This is a genomic window from Streptomyces sp. NPDC005374 (assembly GCF_042872225.1).
GTDB lineage: Bacteria > Actinomycetota > Actinomycetes > Streptomycetales > Streptomycetaceae > Streptomyces.
Genome location: NZ_JBIAKA010000008.1, coordinates 481,729 through 500,167 on the forward strand (window position 1 = coordinate 481,729; position 18,439 = coordinate 500,167).

The 18,439-nt window shown below is 70.9% G+C and carries 15 protein-coding genes; 6 read left to right on the forward strand and 9 right to left on the reverse strand.

Translation table 11 applies throughout. From position 1 onward, the window contains the following. Positions 1-11: 11 nt before the first annotated feature. The 3 genes from ACFYRX_RS23085 to ACFYRX_RS23095 all read right to left on the reverse strand — a co-directional run bounded on the left by ACFYRX_RS23085 (position 12) and on the right by ACFYRX_RS23095 (position 3,328). Positions 12-1,526, reverse strand: coding sequence for an SPFH domain-containing protein (locus ACFYRX_RS23085; protein WP_389102665.1), 1,515 nt, complete (start codon positions 1,524-1,526; stop codon positions 12-14). Between the two features lie 132 nt (positions 1,527-1,658). Then, a complete protein-coding gene (locus ACFYRX_RS23090) occupies positions 1,659-1,877 on the reverse strand; it encodes a hypothetical protein (RefSeq protein WP_389102668.1) in 219 nt (72 codons plus the stop codon). Positions 1,878-1,903: 26 nt separating this feature from the next. Beyond that, entirely contained in the window at positions 1,904-3,328 is a 1,425-nt protein-coding gene (locus ACFYRX_RS23095; protein WP_389102670.1) for an amidase, read from the reverse strand. A 251-nt stretch (positions 3,329-3,579) separates the two neighbouring features. Here ACFYRX_RS23095 and ACFYRX_RS23100 point away from each other — a divergent pair, with 251 nt between their 5' ends. Continuing rightward, positions 3,580-4,959, forward strand: coding sequence for a glycoside hydrolase family 43 protein (locus ACFYRX_RS23100; protein WP_389102672.1), 1,380 nt, complete (start codon positions 3,580-3,582; stop codon positions 4,957-4,959). Between the two features lie 77 nt (positions 4,960-5,036). Here ACFYRX_RS23100 and ACFYRX_RS23105 read toward each other — a convergent pair whose 3' ends face one another. The 4 genes from ACFYRX_RS23105 to ACFYRX_RS23120 form a co-directional block, all read right to left on the reverse strand. Further along, entirely contained in the window at positions 5,037-6,116 is a 1,080-nt protein-coding gene (locus ACFYRX_RS23105) for an MBL fold metallo-hydrolase (protein WP_389102675.1), read from the reverse strand. 55 nt (positions 6,117-6,171) lie between these two features. After that, on the reverse strand, positions 6,172-7,542 hold the full coding sequence (locus tag ACFYRX_RS23110; protein WP_389102678.1) for an MFS transporter: 1,371 nt from the start codon (positions 7,540-7,542) through the stop codon (positions 6,172-6,174). Positions 7,543-7,595: 53 nt separating this feature from the next. After that, positions 7,596-8,375 carry a class II aldolase/adducin family protein gene (locus tag ACFYRX_RS23115; RefSeq protein WP_389102681.1) on the reverse strand — a complete coding sequence of 260 codons (780 nt, stop codon included), beginning with the start codon at positions 8,373-8,375 and terminating at the stop codon, positions 7,596-7,598. A 139-nt stretch (positions 8,376-8,514) separates the two neighbouring features. After that, positions 8,515-10,137 (reverse strand): PucR family transcriptional regulator, encoded by a 1,623-nt coding sequence (locus tag ACFYRX_RS23120; protein WP_389102684.1) that lies wholly within the window; start codon positions 10,135-10,137, stop codon positions 8,515-8,517. A 159-nt stretch (positions 10,138-10,296) separates the two neighbouring features. On the opposite strand from ACFYRX_RS23120, the gene ACFYRX_RS23125 reads away from it, so the two are divergent. Genes ACFYRX_RS23125 through hpaD form a run of 5 tightly spaced genes read left to right on the forward strand, consistent with a single transcriptional unit; the run spans position 10,297 to position 15,322 of the window. After that, positions 10,297-10,479, forward strand: a complete 183-nt coding sequence (locus ACFYRX_RS23125; protein WP_389102687.1) for a hypothetical protein — start codon at positions 10,297-10,299, stop codon at positions 10,477-10,479. A gap of 10 nt (positions 10,480-10,489) precedes the next feature. Then, on the forward strand, positions 10,490-11,923 hold the full coding sequence (locus ACFYRX_RS23130; protein WP_389102689.1) for a fumarylacetoacetate hydrolase family protein: 1,434 nt from the start codon (positions 10,490-10,492) through the stop codon (positions 11,921-11,923). Next, positions 11,920-12,846 carry a 4-hydroxy-tetrahydrodipicolinate synthase gene (gene dapA / locus ACFYRX_RS23135; RefSeq protein WP_389102691.1) on the forward strand — a complete coding sequence of 309 codons (927 nt, stop codon included), beginning with the start codon at positions 11,920-11,922 and terminating at the stop codon, positions 12,844-12,846. The genes ACFYRX_RS23130 and dapA overlap by 4 nt, the downstream gene beginning before the upstream one ends. A gap of 2 nt (positions 12,847-12,848) precedes the next feature. Further along, positions 12,849-14,330 (forward strand): 5-carboxymethyl-2-hydroxymuconate semialdehyde dehydrogenase, encoded by a 1,482-nt coding sequence (gene hpaE, locus ACFYRX_RS23140; RefSeq protein ID WP_389102694.1) that lies wholly within the window; start codon positions 12,849-12,851, stop codon positions 14,328-14,330. After that, positions 14,327-15,322, forward strand: a complete 996-nt coding sequence (hpaD, locus tag ACFYRX_RS23145) for a 3,4-dihydroxyphenylacetate 2,3-dioxygenase (RefSeq protein WP_389102697.1) — start codon at positions 14,327-14,329, stop codon at positions 15,320-15,322. The genes hpaE and hpaD overlap by 4 nt, the downstream gene beginning before the upstream one ends. 77 nt (positions 15,323-15,399) lie before the next feature. On the opposite strand, the gene ACFYRX_RS23150 is transcribed toward hpaD, so the two are convergent. After that, complete coding sequence (locus tag ACFYRX_RS23150) at positions 15,400-17,415, reverse strand: beta-galactosidase (RefSeq protein WP_389102700.1); 2,016 nt, start codon at positions 17,413-17,415, stop codon at positions 15,400-15,402. 47 nt (positions 17,416-17,462) lie between these two features. After that, positions 17,463-18,347, reverse strand: a complete 885-nt coding sequence (locus ACFYRX_RS23155; protein WP_389102702.1) for a carbohydrate ABC transporter permease — start codon at positions 18,345-18,347, stop codon at positions 17,463-17,465. Positions 18,348-18,439: the final 92 nt, after the last annotated feature.

Consider the following 18,439-nt stretch of genomic DNA (forward strand, 5'->3'; position numbering starts at 1 on the left):
AGCGCGGTGGGTCAGTCCTCCTGGACCGGCACCCGCTGTGCGGCCGGCGACTTGACCAGCCCGTTCAGCGGCGAAGTGCCGTTCGGGTGCTGCCCGTTCCGGTCCCCTGCGCCCTGGTCCCCTCCGTTCTGGTTCATCGACGACAGCAGCTGACGTGCCAGACCAAGCCCGGTGCCGCCCATGGTGAGCGCCTTGGCGAACATGTCCGCCATGCCGTCGGCGCCGTTGAGGATCACCATGTTGTCGGCGTTGCCGAACGCGGACGCGCCCGCCCTGACGATCTCCGGCCAGTTCTCGGCGAGTTGCTGGGCGACGACCGCCTCCTGGTTCTCGGCGAGGGCGGCGGCGCGGGCCTTGATGGCCTCCGCCTCCGCGAGCCCCTTCGCCCTGACCGCCTCCGCCTCCGCGAGACCCCTGGCCTGAGCCGCCGCGGCCTCGGCCTCACCGGTGGCCCGGGTCGACGCGGCCATGGCCGTACCGTGCGCCTTGGTCGCCTCGGCCTCGGCACCCGCGGCCGCCTTGACCCGGGTCGCCTCGGCCGCCGCCGCGAGCTCCGTCTCCTTCGCCTTGGCCTCGGCACCGGAGATCCGCACATCGCGCTCGGCCTCGGCGAGGGTGCGCTTCTCGTAGGCCTTGGCGTCCGCCGGCTTGCGGACGTCCGCCTGGAGCTGCTGCTCCCGCCGGTGCGCCTCGAGTTCGGCGACCCGGGTCTCCTGGATGACGACCTCCTGCCGGGCAGCGGCGTCGGCGAGCGGACCGGCCTGCTGCGCCTTCGCGGCCGCCTTGTCCCGCTCCGCCTGGTAGCCGGCCTGGAGGATCTCGCTGTCCCGGGTGGCCTCCGCCATCCGCGCGAAAGCCTGCTGCTCGGCCTCGGTGGCCAGCCGGTTCGCCTCGGCCTGCGCGATGCGGGCGTCCCGCTGGACGGCGGCCGCGTGCGGCATTGCCATGTTCTTGATGTACCCGGTCGGGTCCTCGATCTCGTGGATCTGCAGGGAGTCGACGATGAGCCCCAGCTTCTCCATCTCCGTGCCGCAGGCGGCCCGGGTCTGCCCGGTGAGCTTCTCCCGGTCACGGATCATGTCCTCGACGGTCAACCCGCCGACGATGGACCTGAGATGACCGGCGAACACGTTGTGCACGCGCTCCGACATCAGCTTCTGCTGGTCGAGGAAACGGCGCCCCGCGTTGGCGATCGACACGAAGTCGTCGCCCACCTTGAAGATGACCACGCCCCGCACCCTGAGCGGGATGCCCTGGTGCGTCGCGCAGTCCACATGCAGTTCGGTCTCGTTCAGGTCGAGCGAGAGCTTGCGCACCGCCTGCACACCGGGCAGCACCAGAGTGCCCCGCCCGGTGACGATGCGGAATCCCATGCCCGCCTCGAGCCCCTCGGTCTTGTGGTTGGAACCCGAGATGATCAGTGCCTCGTTGGGTTCCGCGACACGCCACATCAGTTTGAACAGACCGATCAGAACGGCGATGGCAGCAACGGCCACCCCCGCAACGACGCCGACAACCATCGGCATACGCCCCCTTTGGATGGTGCCCTTTCGGCACCGAACGAAGGGAGTGTGCGCCTGTCCGACACCGGAATACAGACGCCGGCGATTCCTTGTCGAAACCTTGATACTACGACTCTCACCTGCGCGTCAGCGGGCTCAACTGTCGTACGCGGCCTGCACGTAGACCGTCCTCGGCGGCAGGTGTTCCACCACCATCACGACCGTTCCGCGCTCGATCCGGTCCGTGCCGGTGGCGGGGTAGGCGAGGAAGTGTTCGGCGCCGCCCCGCACCCGGACGATCACCTCGCCGACGAGCCCCGGCCCGATCGTCCCGGTGACCCGCCCCATGAGCCCGACCATCGACACATCGTCCATGGTCACAGGGTACGGGCCCGATGCCGTCACGCGGCCGGGGAATCCACGGCGGCCTGCTGGTCAGGCCAGGTCTCGTGCCAGCGCAGCTCCGCCTCCAACTGCGCCGCGAGCGACAGCAGAAGCGGCTCGCTGTTCGCGGGCCCGAGCAGTTGCGCCCCGACGGGCAGGCCCCCGTCGACGAACCCGGCGGGTACGTTGACGCCGGGCCAGCCCAGCACGTTCCACGGCCAGGCGTAGGGGCAGGCGGCGATCATCGCCCGGTCGGTGGCCAGTCCGCCCAGCTTCAGCATCGCGCCGATGCGCGGCGGGGGAGCGGCCGTGGTCGGGGCGAGGACGACGTCGTACGACGTGAAGAACCCGCCGATACGACGGTGCAGGACCGCCTCCGCGCGCCGCGCCGCGCGCAGCGGGACCCCGCCGAGCAGTCCGCCGAGCCGGGCCGCGTCGCGGGTGCGTCGGTCGAGGAGTGCGGGGAAGGGGGCCTCGCGGACCCGTTCGGCGAGGCCGGCGGTGGCGCGCGGGATGAAGGTGAGCCCGATCTGCCCGTACGGCGGATCGGCTTCCTCGACGATGTGCCCCAAGTCGCCCAGTTTCTCGGCGAGTTCGACGACCCGTGCCCGCACCGCTGGGTGAAGTCGTGCGGGCAGGGCGGTGAACGGCGGCTTCAGTGCGAGCGCGATGCGCAGCCGCCCGGGGTCGCGGCCGACCGCGGCGGAGGCGTCGACGACGGGCGGGCGGTGCGGGTCCAGCGCGTGGTTGCCGCTCGCCGCGTCGAGGAGCAGGGCCGCGTCGGCGACCGTGCGGGCCAGCGTGCCGTTGACGGTGATGCCCTGGAAGGACTCGCCGCGGGGCCAGGTGGAGATGCGGCCGCGCTGCGGCTTGATGCCGACGAGATGGGTCCAGGAGGCGGGGATGCGTACCGATCCCGCCCCGTCGGAGCCGAGCGCGGCGGGCACGAGACCGGCGGCGACGGCCGCGGCGGACCCGCCGGACGAACCGCCCGGCGTGTGCTCCGGACTCCAGGGATTGCGGGTCGCCCCGAAGGCGGGCCCCTCGGTGAACGGCCACTGCCCGAACTCGCAGGTGTTGGTCTTGCCGACGATCACGGCCCCGGCCGCGCGCAGCCGCCGTACCGCCTCGCCGTCCCTGGCGACCGCCGGGAACTCCCCCTGGCAGCCGAACGCGGTGGGTTCACCGGCCACGTCCATGTCGTCCTTGACGGCGACCGGCACGCCGAGCAGCGGTTTCCTTGTTCCGGCGGCCAGTTGGGCGTCCGCTGCCTCGGCCTCGGCGAGAGCGGCCTGCGTCCGGACGATCCGGAAGGCGTTGAGGGCACCTTGGGACGTCTCGATCCGCGCCAGGGTCTGTTCGACGAGCGCCCGGGAGGTGGTCGTGCCGTCGGCCAGAGCACGGGCGGTCTCCGCCAGGCCTGCGGAACGGTCGTGCGTCATACGGGCACCTCCGGGACTCCGGGACGATGTTGCCTACCGCACGGTAACGTCCGAAAGCGCTTCGCCGGAACGACCCTGGCGGGAGCGGCGGTCCGCCGGGCGCCACAGCTGCCTCACCACGCTCACCAGGTCATGCGCAAAGCATTGACGCGTCCGGGTCACAGTCTTACCTTCTGATCGACTTTCCGAACCTCGTTCGGCATGTCGGACATTACGAGCCGCGTTGTGTCCTTGCCCCAGGGAGAGCCGCCGTGACCACACGACCCCCCGCGCCGTCCCGGCGTACCCTGCTGCGCGCGATGGCGGCCCTGCCCGCCTCGGCCGTCCTGCTGGGCGAACTGCCCGGCGCGGCCTTCGCCGCCGCCCCGCCGAGCGGTTCCGCGACCCGCTACACCATCGTGCCGTTCCTCAACAGCAACGACGGCACCGTGAACGTCTACCAGTCCGACGACGCCACGGACTTCCGGCTGCTCAAGTCCTCCGCCTACACCCCGCCCGCGAACAGGATCCGCGACGCGAGCGTCTTCAAGCACACCGACGGCTACTACTACGTCACCTACACGACGCACACCTGGCAGGACGTCAGCACCACCATCGGCTTCGCGCGCAGCTCCGACCGGTCCAACTGGACCTTCCTGTACGACTACACGGTCCCGATCGCCAACCTGTCCCGCGCATGGGCGCCGGAGTGGTTCGTCGACAGTGACGGCAGCGTCAACGTCATCGTGTCCTGCTCGCTCACCAGCGACGAGTGGATCTTCACGCCGTACCGGCTGAAGGCGGCCAACTCCGCGCTGACTGCATGGAGTTCACCGGTCGCCCTGTCCGGCATCGGCCCGAACCACATCGACACGTACATCGTGAAGGTCGGTTCGACGTACCACGCCTTCACGAAGAACGAGACGGCGAAGTACATCGAGTACGCGACGGCTTCCGCGCTCACCGGCCCCTACACGGTCTCCAGGACCGGCGACTGGGCGGGCTGGGGCAGCTACCGCGAGGGCCCGTCCGTGATCCAGCTCGACAACGGCGGCTGGCGGATCTTCTTCGACGGCTACGGCGACAACACCTATTACTACAGCGACAGTTACGACACCTTCGCGACCTGGTCGGCCCCGGCCGCGCTGCCGGTCGTCTCCGGTACGGCACGCCACTTCACGGTCATCAAGGAGACCGTCTCGGGCGGACCGGCACTGGCGAAGAACGTCACGCGCTCCTTCCAGTCGGCCAACTTCCCCACCCGCTACTGGCAGACGCAGTCCGCACTGCTCAACCTCCCGGTGGTGACCGGCTCCAGCAGTTCCGCCGAGAAGACGGCGTCCACCTTCACGGTCGTCGCGGGACTCGCCGACTCCGCCGGCTACTCCTTCCGCGACTCCTCGGGCAACTACCTGCGCCACTGGGACTTCCGCGGCCGCTTCGACGCCAACGACGGCACCTCGACCTTCGCCAGGGACGCGACGTTCATCGCCCGCACGGGTTCGTCCTCGGGCTCGATCCGCTGGGAGTCGTACAACTATCCCGGGTACTACCTGCGCCACTACAACTACCAGCTCCGGGTGGACCGGACCAACGGAACAGACCTGTTCCGCCAGGACAGTTCCTTCGTGCCGGTGACGGCCTGGGGCTGAGCTTCCCCCGCCGGCGGCCGACGGTCACCGCTGCCCCGGCAGCCGGTGACCGTCCTGTCGCCGCGCTGTCGCGGACCTCAGCAGCAGCCTGCCGTATGCGCGCTGGTGGCCGCCAACGTGGTCGCCGTGGGAGTGGCGGCCTGCTGGTCCTCGGCGATGCGGCCGCGCAGCATGGTCTCCACGATCTTCATGAAGCGCTGTGCTGTCGGGGCGCCCACGACGAACGGGTTCTCGCGGCCGTTCGGCGCGCTGCGCAGTTCCTCCATGCGCTCGAGGCCGTAGTCGGCGAAGGCGTGGTTGCTCACCTCGACGTCGACCCCGGCCCGCCTCGCCCGGGAGGCGAAGGTGAGGGCGGAGGCGAGGTAGGTCTCCTTGCTCGCGGTGGCCGCGGGCGGGTTGGTCCCGCCCCACAGCATCGCGGTGTGGGTGCGGCCCCGCCAGTGCGCCGGGAAGATCGGCGAGACGGTGCCGGGTGTGTGGCCCGGCGTGTGGTTGAGGGTCACGGTGGTGCGGCCCAGCGTCAGCTTCTGGCCGTCGGCGATGTCCAGGTCGCGGTCGGGTGCGTTGGCCGGGTTCGTGGAGGCGACGAGGTCCCAGTCGGCCGGGGCCATCATGACCCGGGCGCCGTACTGGTCGGCCAGGTACTGGGCGCCGCCGAAGTGGTCGCCGTGGCCGTGGGTGACCACGACGTACTTGATCTTCGAGGGGTCGGCCCCCAGGCTGCGCAGGCCCGAGACGATGTACTGCTCGGCCTCGTCCGGGTTGTCGAGGGCATCGATGAGGATGATGCCGCCCGGGGTGAGGATCGCCGTGGCGGACACGAAACCGACGCTGAGCACGGCGACGTTGTCGAAGATGCGCAGGGGCGCGGGAGCGGGGGGCCTCGGCGGGGTGTAGCCGGTGGTGAGCGCGCCGACGATGCCCGTGAGGACCGGGTTGTCGCCGGCCAGTTCGGCGGCGCGGTCGTAGTAGTCCTGTGCGGTCGGGGCCGTGGCCGGCGAGGGCTCGGCGGAGGCGCGTTCGGGAAGCAGCGAGGCGGTGCCGGCGGCGACCGCTGCGGCGGCACCGAGCTGCCAGAGCCGGCGGCGCGTCAGGGCTCCGTGGGGGCGGCCTTCGGCCGTTGCCGGGCGGATGGGGTCGGTTTGCGGCTCGTTCATGTGGGGCTCCTTGCGATGGGGGCAGCAATGGGGGGCGTGGTGTGGTGCGGTCGCCTCAGGCGGTCACGGTCGCCTGCTCGTCCTTCTCACCGGTCTCGGACCCGGACGCGGACCCGGACCCGGCCTCTGCCTCGCTGAGCGGCACGTCCTGGCGCTCCTTCAGGACGAAGGTGACGGCGAGTCCGATCACCGTCACCCCCGCGAGGTAGACGGCGACGGAGTACACGGTGCCGGTCCCGGCCTGCAGGGCCTCGGCGATCATGGGGGCGAAGGCGCCGCCGAGGACGGCTCCGATGGCGTAGGACAGGGCCGCACCGCTGTACCGGACGGCCGTGGGGAACAGCTCCGAGAACAGGGCGGCCTGCGGCCCGTAGGTGAGCCCGAGGCCGATGCTGTAGAGGACGAGCGCCACTACGACGAGACCGGCGTTCGCCGTGTTGAGCAGGGCGAAGAACGGGAACATCCAGGCGAGTTGGATGACGAAGCCGATGCGGTAGACGCGTAGCCGGCCGAAGCGGTCGGACAGCCGGCCGCCCGCCAGGGTGCTGGCCATCCAGCCGACCGCGGCGACCATGACGCAGATCAGGATCAACGTCGGGTCCATGCCCAGATGGTTCACCGAGTAGCTCTGCACATAGCCACCGGTGGTCATGTAGCCGACGGCGTTGTTGGCGGCGAAGAGCAGGGCGCCGGCCACGACGAGCGGCCAGTGGCTCCTGAACAGCACGGCGATCGGGGCGCGCGACTGGTTCCCGGACTCCTTCAGCTCCTGGTAGACGGGGCTTTCCTCGACCTTGCGACGGATGACGAACCCGGCGCCGACGAGGACGACGCTGAGCAGGAACGGGATGCGCCAGCCCCAGGCGAGGAACTGGTCGTCGGTGGTGAGAGCGGTGACGGCCGCCAGGGCGCCGTTGGCCAACAACAGGCCGAGCGGTGCGCCGAGTTGGGGGTAGGAACCGAACCGGCCGCGCTTCCCCGGCGGTGCGTGCTCCACGGAGATCAGTGCCGCGCCGCCCCACTCGCCGCCCGCCGACAGGCCCTGGAGGATCCTCAGGAACACGAGGATGACCGGGGCGGTCATACCGATGGAGGCGGACGACGGCACGAGACCGATCAGGGTCGTGGAGACGCCCATGAGCAGCAGGGTGGCGATCAGCATCGCGCGGCGGCCGAGCCGGTCACCGAGGTGGCCGGCGAGGGCGGCTCCGACCGGCCGGAAGAAGAAGCTGATCCCGATGGTCGCGAAGGAGACGACCAGCGAGTCGTCGCCGAGTCCGTCGAAGAACTCGCTGCTGAACACCAGTCCGGTGCACAGGGCGTAGATGAAGAAGTCGTACCACTCGATGGTGGTGCCCGCCATGGCGGCCAGTGCGACGGTGCGGTGCCGGCTCCGGGCGCCGGTTGTCTGAGCGGATGGGGACATGGGGAGGTCCGATCGTCGTCGGGTCGTCGTCGGCCCGGGGGAGCGGGAGGGTGTCAGACGGCGTAGTCGGGGGTGATGCGGTCGATCCTGCGGCGCAGTGCGTCGAACAGGGTCCTGCCCGCCTCCGTGCGGTCGCCCATCTGGAAGGACTCCTTGGTCGAGCGCACCGCCGCCGCCCGGCTCACCGGCGTCAGCGGCTGCCCGGACTGCTGGGCGGAGAGCTGGATCTCGCAGGCGCGTTGGAGGGTCCACAGGGCGGCGAAGGCCGCGGGGACGGTCGGTCCCACCGCCAGCAGGCCGTGGTTGCGCAGGATCATCAGGTCGCGGTCACCGAGGTCGGCCACCAGGCGTGGCTTCTCCTCGGGGTCGACGGTGATGCCCTCGAAGTCGTGGTAGGCGACCATGTCGTGCAGTTGGGCGGCGTAGAAGTTGTCCGGGTCCAGTCCGTCGCGCAGACAGGCGACTCCGGTGCCCGCGGTGGTGTGGGTGTGCATGATGCAGTGCGCGTCGGGCCGGCCGGCGTGGATCACCGAGTGGATCAGCAGACCCGCCTCGTTGACGGGCCAGGCCGAGTCGGACAGGACATTGCCGTCGAGGTCGATCTTCACCAGGTTCGACGCGGTCACTTCGTCGTACATCAGGCCGAACGGGTTGATCAGCAGGTGCCCCTCCTCGCCGGGCACCTGGACGGTGATGTGGTTGAAGATCATCTCCACCCAGCCGAGGTGGTGGAAGACGCGGTAGCAGGCGGCGAGTTCGAGCCGTGCCCGCCACTCCGCGTCGCTCATGTGCGGCGGCTTCCTCGTGCTCGTCGGGGTGTCCAGAACGGTCACTGCCGTGCTCCTTGATCGCTGCTCGGGCATCGCCGGTGCCGGGTGACGGCCTCGGTGTGCAGGAGCATGGGCGCCCGACCGCTCCCGGGCCAATGTCGGGATCGACAGTGAATCCGGCCGGGTGGTGTCCGATGCGACATCAGTCCCTGGCCGACGGCTCCGACAGACCGGCCAGGGCCGTCAGTTCCAGCGTCAGCAGGAGGCGCCGCGTCGGATCGGCGAGCGATACGCCGAAGAGTTCCTCGGCCCGGCGCAGCCGCAGCCGCAAGGTGTTCTGGTGGATGTGCAACTGGGCGCTGGCCGCGGCGACATCGCCGAAGTGCCGCAGATAAGCGAGCAGTGTGGCGCAGTAGTCGGTGGCGTGTTCCCCGTCGTGGGCGCGCAGGCGTTCCGCGATACCGGTGCGCAGTTCGGCATCCTCGCGCACCGCGCCGACGAGCCGCCGCAGCACCAGCTCCGGCCGCAGGTCCTCGGCGTGGTGGGCGCCGGGCGCGGCCCGACGCTCCCGGAGGTGGTCGAGCGCGGCGTCGATGTCGCGGCGGGCCGCGAGCAGGGCGGAAGGCGTCCCGACGGTGGGGGAGTCGACCGCCGTGAACGACCGGTGCAGGCTGTGCCGGGCCCGGTCCAGAAGGTGGTCCAGCAGGACCCCGGTGGACACGGCGCCGGCACCGGCGGTCGGCAGCAACACGTAGACGCGGTCCCCGAGCAGGGCGGCCGCCGGTTCGTACCCGAGGGAGCGCCCGTCGAGGACGGCCAGGTCCAGCGCCCGAAGCAGCGCGGCCCGGCGCCGGGCCGCGCTGCCGGCTTCCCACGACTCCTCGTCGCCGCGCTCCTGTCCCGCCTCGGCCAGCCCGACCAGCACGGCGGGAAGCCGGACGCCGCCGGACGGGTCGCCCTGCCCCGACCGGCCCTCCAGCGCGTGACGCAGGGCACGGTCGCGGCTCTCCTGCTCGGCGTCGGCCTGGCGGCGCAGCGCCAGCATGTGCAGGGCCGCGACCCGGGCCGCCTCCTGCAGGGTGGGCCCGCAGTCGGCGGCCGCCGCCTCGTCGGGAAACGCGACCCAGAGGGAACCGAGCACGTCCTCGCCCGCTCTGACGACCACGGCCGTGCGCGGCAGATCCCCGGCCCGGTGCTGACGCACGACCGTGTCACTCACCCACACCTCCCGGTCCAGGTGATCGGCGATCGCGTCCTCGGGCACCCGCCTGCCCAGGATCCCGCGGCGCCGGGTCTCGTCGATGGGCTGGTCGGGCAGGTTCGAGTAGGCGACCACCACCTGCTGTGTGTCCATGATCGCGACAGCGCCGCCGACGATTCCGGCGACCGCGTTGGCCAGGGAGAAGAGGTCGCCGCCCGTCGTCCCGCCGCCCGGTTCCGCAACCGCCTCGCGCGCGGCCAGGATGGTCGTGACCAGGCGCTGCACACGCGTCCACGGCACCCGCGGATCGACGGCCAGGACAGGGACGCTTGCCCTGTCGACCTGTGCCGAGACCTCCGGCGGCGGGGGAGCGGGGCACTTGACGGCGAGTGCGCAGGAACGGTCCGCCGCTGTGCGGAGGGCTGCGCCCAATGCATCACGGTCGGCGATGTCAAGACCGACCCCGAGCAGCAGATGCCCGGGTGCGGTGGTGCCGAGCGCCTCCGGGCAGTCCAGCAACTCGGCGCCGTTGACGCGCCATTCAGCCGCGCCGCCATCGGACAGCAGGCTGATGACACCGCCCCGCAGGGCCTCGACGAGCTGGTCGAGGGGGATCGCGGCCATGCCGGCCTCCGTTCGAGGGGATGTCGGAATCCACATCACGTCACCGTCGTGAGTGTAGGCACCGACATTGTTGCGGGCCGCGACGGGGGCGCATGCTCGCTGCGAACGGCCACACCGGTCCACGAACCCGAGCCCATCCGAAAGGGAGGCGCGACGGCGTTGTCGTATCCGCCCGGGACCCCGCCGCACAGCCGCCCGCCCCGGATCACCGTCCTCGGCCGGGGCGCCGTCGGCGCCACCCTCGCCGGGGCGTTCGCCGCCTCGGGCGCCGCGGTCGGGCAGCACGGACTGCTCGCCCTGCGCGAGCGGGTCCGCGGCCACGGCGAGTCGTCCGGCAGCTGAAGGAGCCCCCGTGCCACACCCCTTGGGGAACCCCCCATCGAAGATCATCGCTGTCCACCTCAACTTCCGCAGCCGCGCCGAGGAACGCGGCCGGACCCCCGCTCATCCCTCCTATTTCCTCAAGCCGCCGTCGTCGCTGGCCGGCACCCAGGAGGCGATCATCAGGCCGCGGGGCTGCCGGCTCATGGGCTTCGAAGGCGAGATCGCCCTCGTCATCGGCTCGCGGGCCCGGCAGGTGCGGCCGGAGGACGGCTGGCGCCACGTGCGCTGGGTGACCGCCGCCAACGACGCGGGCGTGTACGACCTGCGGTACGCCGACCGTGGCTCCAACCTGCGCTCCAAAGGCGCGGACGGCTTCACCCCGATCGGGCCACGGCTGCTGGACGCCACCGAACTCGACCCCGCCGGACTGCGGTTGAGGACCTGGGTGAACGGCGAGGTGGTCCAGGACGACACGACCGACACCCTGCTGTTCCCCTTCGGCGAGCTGGTCGCGGACCTGTCCCGACTGGTCACCCTGGAACCCGGGGACGTGATCCTCACCGGCACCCCGGCCGGCGCCTCGGTGGTCGCACCGGGAGACCTGGTCGAAGTGGAGGTCGGCGACGGCCGGTTGAGCACCGGAGTACTGCGCAACCCGATCGCCTCCGCCGAACACGACCTGGAACCGTGGGGCGCGCAGCCCAGGACGGACCGGGCCGAGGTGGAGTCGGCCTACGGAGCCGGGTACGTCCCGGAGCCGCTGCTGGACGAGGACCTCGCCGACGGTCTGCGCTCGGTCGCCGTGGCGACGATCAGCGCACAGTTGCGCCGACGCGGTCTCCCCCACATGTCGGTCGACGGCGTGCACCCCGTCACGCACGGCACCCGCATGGTGGGCGTGGCACACACCCTGCGCTATCTGCCGCTCCGCGAGGACCTGTTCGAGACGTACGGCACCGGCATGAACGCCCAGAAGAGGGCGATCGAGGAACTCCGGCCCGGACACGTGCTGGTGATGGACGCCCGCCGGGACACCTCCGCCGGAACGTTGGGGGACATCCTCGCCCTGCGCGCCCAACAGCGCGGCGCGGCCGGGGTCGTGACCGACGGAGGGCTGCGGGACAGCGCGGCCGTCGCCGCCCTCGGACTGCCCGTGTTCCACGGCGGAGCCCATCCCTCGGTGCTCGGCCGCCGCCATGTCCCCTGGGACACGGGCGTGCCGGTCGCCTGCGGCGGGGCGCTCGTCCAGCCCGGCGACCTGATCGTGGGCGACGACGACGGCGTGGTCGTCGTACCCCCGGACCTGGCCACCGAGTTGGTCGCCGACTGCCGGGAGCAGGAGCGGCAGGAGCGGTTCATCACGGAACAGGTGGCCGGTGGCGAGAGCGTCGACGGCCTGTATCCGCTGGGCCCTGCCTGGCGGGATGCCTATGAGAACTGGTGCAAGGGAGAGACACAGTGAAGTTCCGCAGCGACCCGTCCATGATCCGCGGCTCGATCGCCCCGCTCATCACCCCCTTCACGGCCGAAGGGGCGGTCGACCACGACAGCCTGGCCGGGCTCGTCCGCTTTCAACTGGAGTCCGGTTCGCACGGCATCTCGCTGGGCGGTTCCACCGGGGAGCCGAGCGCGCAGAGCACCGCCGAGCGGATCGCCGGAATGCGCACGGCGGTCGAGGTGATCGCCGACCGGGTGCCGTTCCTGCCCGGCACCGGCTCGCACAAGCTCGACGAGACCCTCGAAATGACCGCTGCCGCAAGGGAGTTGGGTGCGGACGCGGCTCTGGTCATCACGCCGTACTACGCCCGCCCCACCCAGGAGGCGCTCTACACCTGGTACGCCACGGTGGCCCGCGAGTTCCCGGACCTGCCGATCGTCGCCTACAACGTGCCTTCCCGCACGGCGGTCGACATCGCGCCGGAGACGGTTCTGCGGCTGTTCACCGACTTCGAGAACTTCGTCGGAGTGAAGGAGACGACGAAGGACTTCGAGCACTTCTCCCGTGTACTGCACGCCTGCGGACGCTCGCTGCTGGTGTGGTCCGGCATCGAGCTGCTGTGCCTGCCTCTGATGGCGCTCGGCGGCGCCGGATTCGTCTCGGCCGTGGCCAACCTGGCCCCGACCGCGGTGGCGCGGATGTACGAGCTGTGGGAGGCGGGCGACTTCGACGCCGCCCGTGACCTGCACTACCGCCTGCATCCGCTGGTCGACCTGCTGTTCGTGGAGACCAACCCGGCCCCCGCCAAGTGGGTCCTCGCCCAGCAGGGCCGCATCGCCTCGGCCCACGTCCGCCCGCCGTTGACGACGCCCACCGAGGCGGGTCTGACGAAGATCCGTGCGCTGCTGGCCGAGGGCGGCGACCTGACCGCACAGATCGGAGCATGACCATGAGCATCGAGAACCTGCCGCCCGTCATCCAGCACTGGATCGGCGGCGAGTCGGTCGACAGCGCCGACGGACGGACCTTCCCCGTGGCCGATCCGGTGACCAACACGCCCTACGCCAAGGCCGCGGCCGGCGGTCCGGCCGACATCGACCGCGCGGTGGCCGCCGCAAGGTCCGCGTTCCCGGCCTGGTCGTCGCTCGGCAACCGGGAGCGTGCCAACGTGCTGGTCAGGATCGCCGACGCCGTCGAGGCCCGCCACGAGAGGCTGGCGTCCTTCGAGTCGTACGACACCGGGCTCCCCCTCACCCAGGCCCGCGGTCAGGCCCGCCGGGCGGCGGAGAACTTCCGCTACTTCGCGGACGTGATCGTCGCCCTCGGCGAGGAGTCCTTCCGGCAGGGCGAGGAGCAGTTCGGCTACGTGGTGCGCAGGCCGGTCGGCGTGGCCGGGCTGATCACGCCGTGGAACACCCCCTTCATGCTGGAAAGCTGGAAGCTGGCCCCGGCTCTGGCCTCCGGCTGCACGCTGGTCCTCAAGCCCGCCGAGTGGACCCCGCTGTCCGCCTCGCTGTGGCCGGAGATCTTCGCCGAGGCCGGGGTCCCGGCGGGCGTGGCGAACATCGTGCACGGCATCGGGGAGGAGGCCGGTCAGGCACTGGTCGACCACCCGGACGTACCGTTGATCTCGTTCACCGGCTCCACCGACACGGGCCGCCACATCATCCGCTCCAGTGCCCAGCACCTGAAGACCACCTCGATGGAGCTGGGCGGCAAGTCCCCGGCCGTCGTCTTCGCGGACGCCGACCTCGAAGCCGCCCTGGACTCGGTCGTGTTCGGGGTGTTCTCCCTCAACGGTGAGCGCTGCACGGCCGGTTCACGCGTCCTGGTGGAGCGCCCGGTGTACGAGGAGTTCACCCGCCGCCTGGCCGAGCGGGCGGCGAACGTCCGTGTGGGGCCGCCCTCGGACCCGGCCACGGAGGTGGGCGCGCTGGTCCACCCCGAGCACTACGAACGCGTCCTGAACTACGTCGAGATCGGCAGGAAGGAGGCCCGCCTCGTCGCCGGCGGCACCCGGCCCGACCACCTCACCGACGGCAACTACCTCCAGCCGACCGTCTTCGCCGACGTCCCCCGTGACGCCCGGATCTTCCAGGAGGAGATCTTCGGACCCGTGGTCGCCGTCGCTCCCTTCGACGACGAGTCCGAGGCGATCGAGCTGGCCAACGCCACCCAGTTCGGTCTCGCCGCCTACATCTGGACCTCGAACCTCAAGCGCGGCCACCGCGTCGCCCACGCCGTCGAGTCCGGCATGGTCTGGCTCAACTCGCACAACGTACGCGACCTGCGCACCCCCTTCGGCGGGGTCAAGGCGTCCGGCGTGGGCCGTGAAGGAGGCGCCCACTCCATCGACTTCTACACCGAGTCGAAGATCGTCCACGTCGCCCTCGGGGACGTCCACACCCCCCGCTTCGGAGCCGCCTCATGACCGCGCCGGACGTGATCCGCTCCGCCTACGCCCAACTCGCCGTCACCGACCTCGCCGCATCCCGCTGGTTCTGGGTCGACATGCTCGGCTTCCACGTCCAGTACGAGGACCGGGCCACCCTGTGCCTGCGCGGCACCGACGAGCTGACCCACCACTCCCTCGTCCTGCGCGAGGGCGACATCGCCGCCCTCGACCACATCGCCTACCGGGTCCGCGCCCCCGAGGACGTCGACAGGGCGGAGAAGTTCTTCGCGGACCTCGGCCGACCGGTACGGCGCATCCCGAAGGGGGAGGGCACGCCCGGCGTCGGCGACGCCGTCCGCGTCGTCGACCCGCTCGGCTTCCCCGTCGAGTTCTTCCACGACATCGAGCGCGCCGAACGCCTCATCCAGCGCTACGACCTCCGGCACGGCGCCGAGGTGGCCCGCCTGGACCACTTCAACATCTGTACCCCGGACATCCCCGCCGCCCACGCCCACTACAAGTCGCTCGGGTTCGGTTGCTCGGAGACCATCGAGGGCGACGAGCACGAGCTGTACGCGGCCTGGATGTACCGCAAGCAGACCGTCCACGACGTCGCCTTCACCGGCGGCGCCGGACCCCGCCTGCACCACGTGGGCGTGGCCACCCACGAGTCCCACCAAGTCCTGCGCGCCGCGGACCTGTTCGGCTCGGTCCGCAAGGAACACCACATCGAACGCGGCCCCGGCAGGCACGGCGTCTCCAACGCCTTCTACCTCTACCTGCGCGACCCCGACGGCCACCGCGTCGAGATCTACACCTCCGACTACTACACCGGCGACCCCGACCACGAGACCTACCGGTGGAACGTGAACGACGATCGCCGCCGCGACTTCTGGGGCAACGCCGTCATCGAGTCCTGGTACAAGGAGGCCACCCCCGTCCTCGACCTCGACGGGAACCCACAGCCCGTCTCCCACGCCGTACTGGACGAGTCAGCCGTCCAGATCGGCGCGGACGGCCTCGGCTGACCCGGGCCGACGGGACCGCGACCCCGGTCGTGTCCGTCGCCGCGGCCCGGTGCGGGGTGCCGGAGCGGACCCGCTGATCAGCGCGGCTCGCGGACGACGGCGACGCCTCCCGGCGGGATGGTGACGGTTCCGGAGACCGGTGTGCCGGTGAGGAGTTCGAGGCCGTCGGCGGGTGCTTCGGCGCCCTTTCCGGTGTGGTCGATGAGGAACAGGTAGTCGGCCTCGGTGCCGTGGCGCCGGACGACCTCGACTCCGGCGGGAGCCTCGTGCTCCGGTGTCATGCCGGCCTCCTGACACATGCGGTGGAGCAGGGCGGCGAGGGTGTCCCGGTCGGGGTGGGTGGCCACGTACCAGGCGGTGCCGTCGCCGTACTGGTGGCGGGTGACCGCGGGCTGGCCGGCCAGGGGGCCGTCGGCGTGGGCGGCGACGGTCTGCGCGCCGGTGAGCCGGATGCGTTCCGACCACAGGTCGGCCGTGGCGGCGGCGGGCACGTCGCCGGTGAGGCCGGTCGTCTCGCCCGGCAGCAGCGGGAAGAGCTCGTCGGAGACCACGCCGAGGACTTCGCGGAACGCGCCGGGGTAACCGCCCAGGTACACATGGCAGTTGGCGTCGACCATGCCGCTGTGGAACCCGACGGCCAGGGTGCCCCCGCGTTCGGTGTACCGGGCGAGGTTCGCCGCGGCCGCCTCGGTCACCAGGTACAGCGACGGCGCCAGGACCAGGTGGTAGCGCTCGAGATCGGGGTCGTCGGGGCGTACGAAGTCGACGACGACGCCTGCCCGCCACAGCGGGGCGTACCAGTCGCGTACCAGGTCCTGGAAGCGCAGTTCGCCGCTGGGCTGGGAGGGCAGTTCCAGTGCCCATCGGGCGTCCCAGTCCCACACGATCGCCACCCGCGCCGCGACGGTGGAGTCCCGGACCTCGGCCAACGCGCCCAGATCCGCGCCCAGTTGGACGACGTCTCGCCAGATCTGGCTGTCCGTTCCGGCGTGCGGGAGCATCGCCGAGTGCCACTGCTCGGCGCCCGCCCTGGCCGCACGCCACTGGAAGAACGCGATGCCGTCGGCGCCGTGGGCCACGTGCGCCAGTGCGTTGCGGCGCATCTCCCCGGGCCGCTTGGCGCGGTTGACGGGTTGCCAGTTGACGGCGCCGGTCGAGTGTTCCATGAGGAACCACGGGCCGCCCGCGAGCGAACGCATCAGGTCGCCGTGCAGGGCGATGTCGAGCTCGCCTTCAGGGTCGTCGGACAGCAGGTAGTGGTCGTTGGAGAGGATGTCCAACTCCGGTGCCCAGCGCCAGTAGTCGAGGGCGTCGATGGTGCGCAGGACCAGGAAGTTGGTGGTCGCCGGGGTGTCCGGGGCGGCCCGGCGCAACACCTCGCGTTCGGCGGTGCACAGGGAGAGGAGTTCGTCGGAGCAGAAGCGGCGCCAGTCGAGTTGCTGGGTGGGGTTCGGGGGAGCCGCGGTGGCGCGGGGCGGGAGGACCTGGTCCCACGTGTAGTACCACTGGCTCCAGAAGGTGGTGCCCCAGGCGTGGTTGAGGGCGTCCAGGTCGTTGTCGTAGCGGGCGCGCAGCCAGGTGCGGAAGGCGGCGGCGCTGGTGTCGCAGTAGCAGGCGTCGTTGTGGCAGCCGTACTCGTTGTGGATGTGCCACATGGCGACGGCCGGGTGGTCGGCGTAGCGCTCGGCGAGGGCTTCGGCGATCCGTAGTGCCGCTCGGCGGTAGGCGGGGCTGGACGGGCAGAACGTCTGGCGGCTGCCGTACGACAGCCTCCTGCCGTCCCTGTCGACCGGCAGCGCCTCGGGGTGCTTGTGGAAGAACCAGGCCGGCGGTGCCGCCGTCGGTGTCGCCAGGTCGGCGGCGATCCCGTTCTCCTGGAGCAGGTCGAGGATCTTGTCCATGCGGGTGAAGTCGTGGACGCCCTCGGCCGGTTCGAGCAGGGCCCAGGAGAAGATGCCGACGCTGACCATGGTCACCCCGGCCTCGCGCATCAGACGCATGTCCTCGGCCCAGACCTCCTCGGGCCACTGCTCGGGGTTGTAGTCACCTCCGTAGGCGATTCCGGGAATGCGGAGACGGCGTGCGGTACTCACTGGTGGTGCTCCGGGTGGGGTGTAGGGGAGGGGCAAGTGAAGGGCGGTCAGCCCTTGTTGGCGCCGAGGGTCAGTCCGCTGACGAACTGGCGCTGGAGCACGAAGTACACGATCAGGGTGGGGATCGCGGTGAGCAGGGCGCCGGCGGCGACCAGGTTGGGGTCGGTGAAGTACTGGCCGGAGAGGTTGTTGAGGGCCGAGGTGATCGGCATGTTCTCGCCGGTGGAGATCAGCACGATGGCCCAGAAGAAGTCGTTGTAGATCCAGATGGACAACAACGTGCCCAGGGCGGCCATCGCGGGCTTGCACAGCGGCAGCACGATCTGCCAGTACATCCGCCACACCGACGCCCCGTCGACCAGGGCGGCCTCGGTCAGCTCGTGCGGCAGCATCCGCATGTAGTTGGACAGTACGAAGGCGCAGAACCCGGACTGGAAGGCGACGTGGATCAGGACCAGGCCGAGCGCGGAGTCGTACAGCTTGCCGCTCATGGTGATGCCGGGCAGGTCGACGAGCAGGTACAGCCGGTACAGGGGGGTGATGATGACCTGCTGCGGGAGCAGGTTGCCGGCGGTGAAGACCAGCAGCAGCGCGATGTTGAGGCGGAAGTCGAAACGGCTCACGTAGAAGGCGACCATCGACGACAGCAGCAGCGTGATCAGGACGGCCGGGACCGCGATGATCAGCGTGTTGCCGAAGTAGTGCATCATGTCGGACTGCGTGAAGGCGTTCTTGAAGTTGTCGAAGTTGAGCGTGTCCGGCCAGGACACATAGCCCTTGTCGCTGGTCTCGGAGTAGGGGCGTAGGGCCGCGAAGACCGCCCACAGGAGTGGCGCCAGCCAGGCCAGCGACGTCACAACCAGGAAGGTGTGCAGCAGGACCCGGGAGGGGCGGACGGGGGTGCGCTCCTTGGTCACCAGGGCGGTGCTCATGCGCTGCGCTCCTTCCGGAAGGTCGCGATCAGGTACGGGATGATCACCACGAGGGAGATGACCAGCAGGACCACGGCGATGGCGGAGCCGTA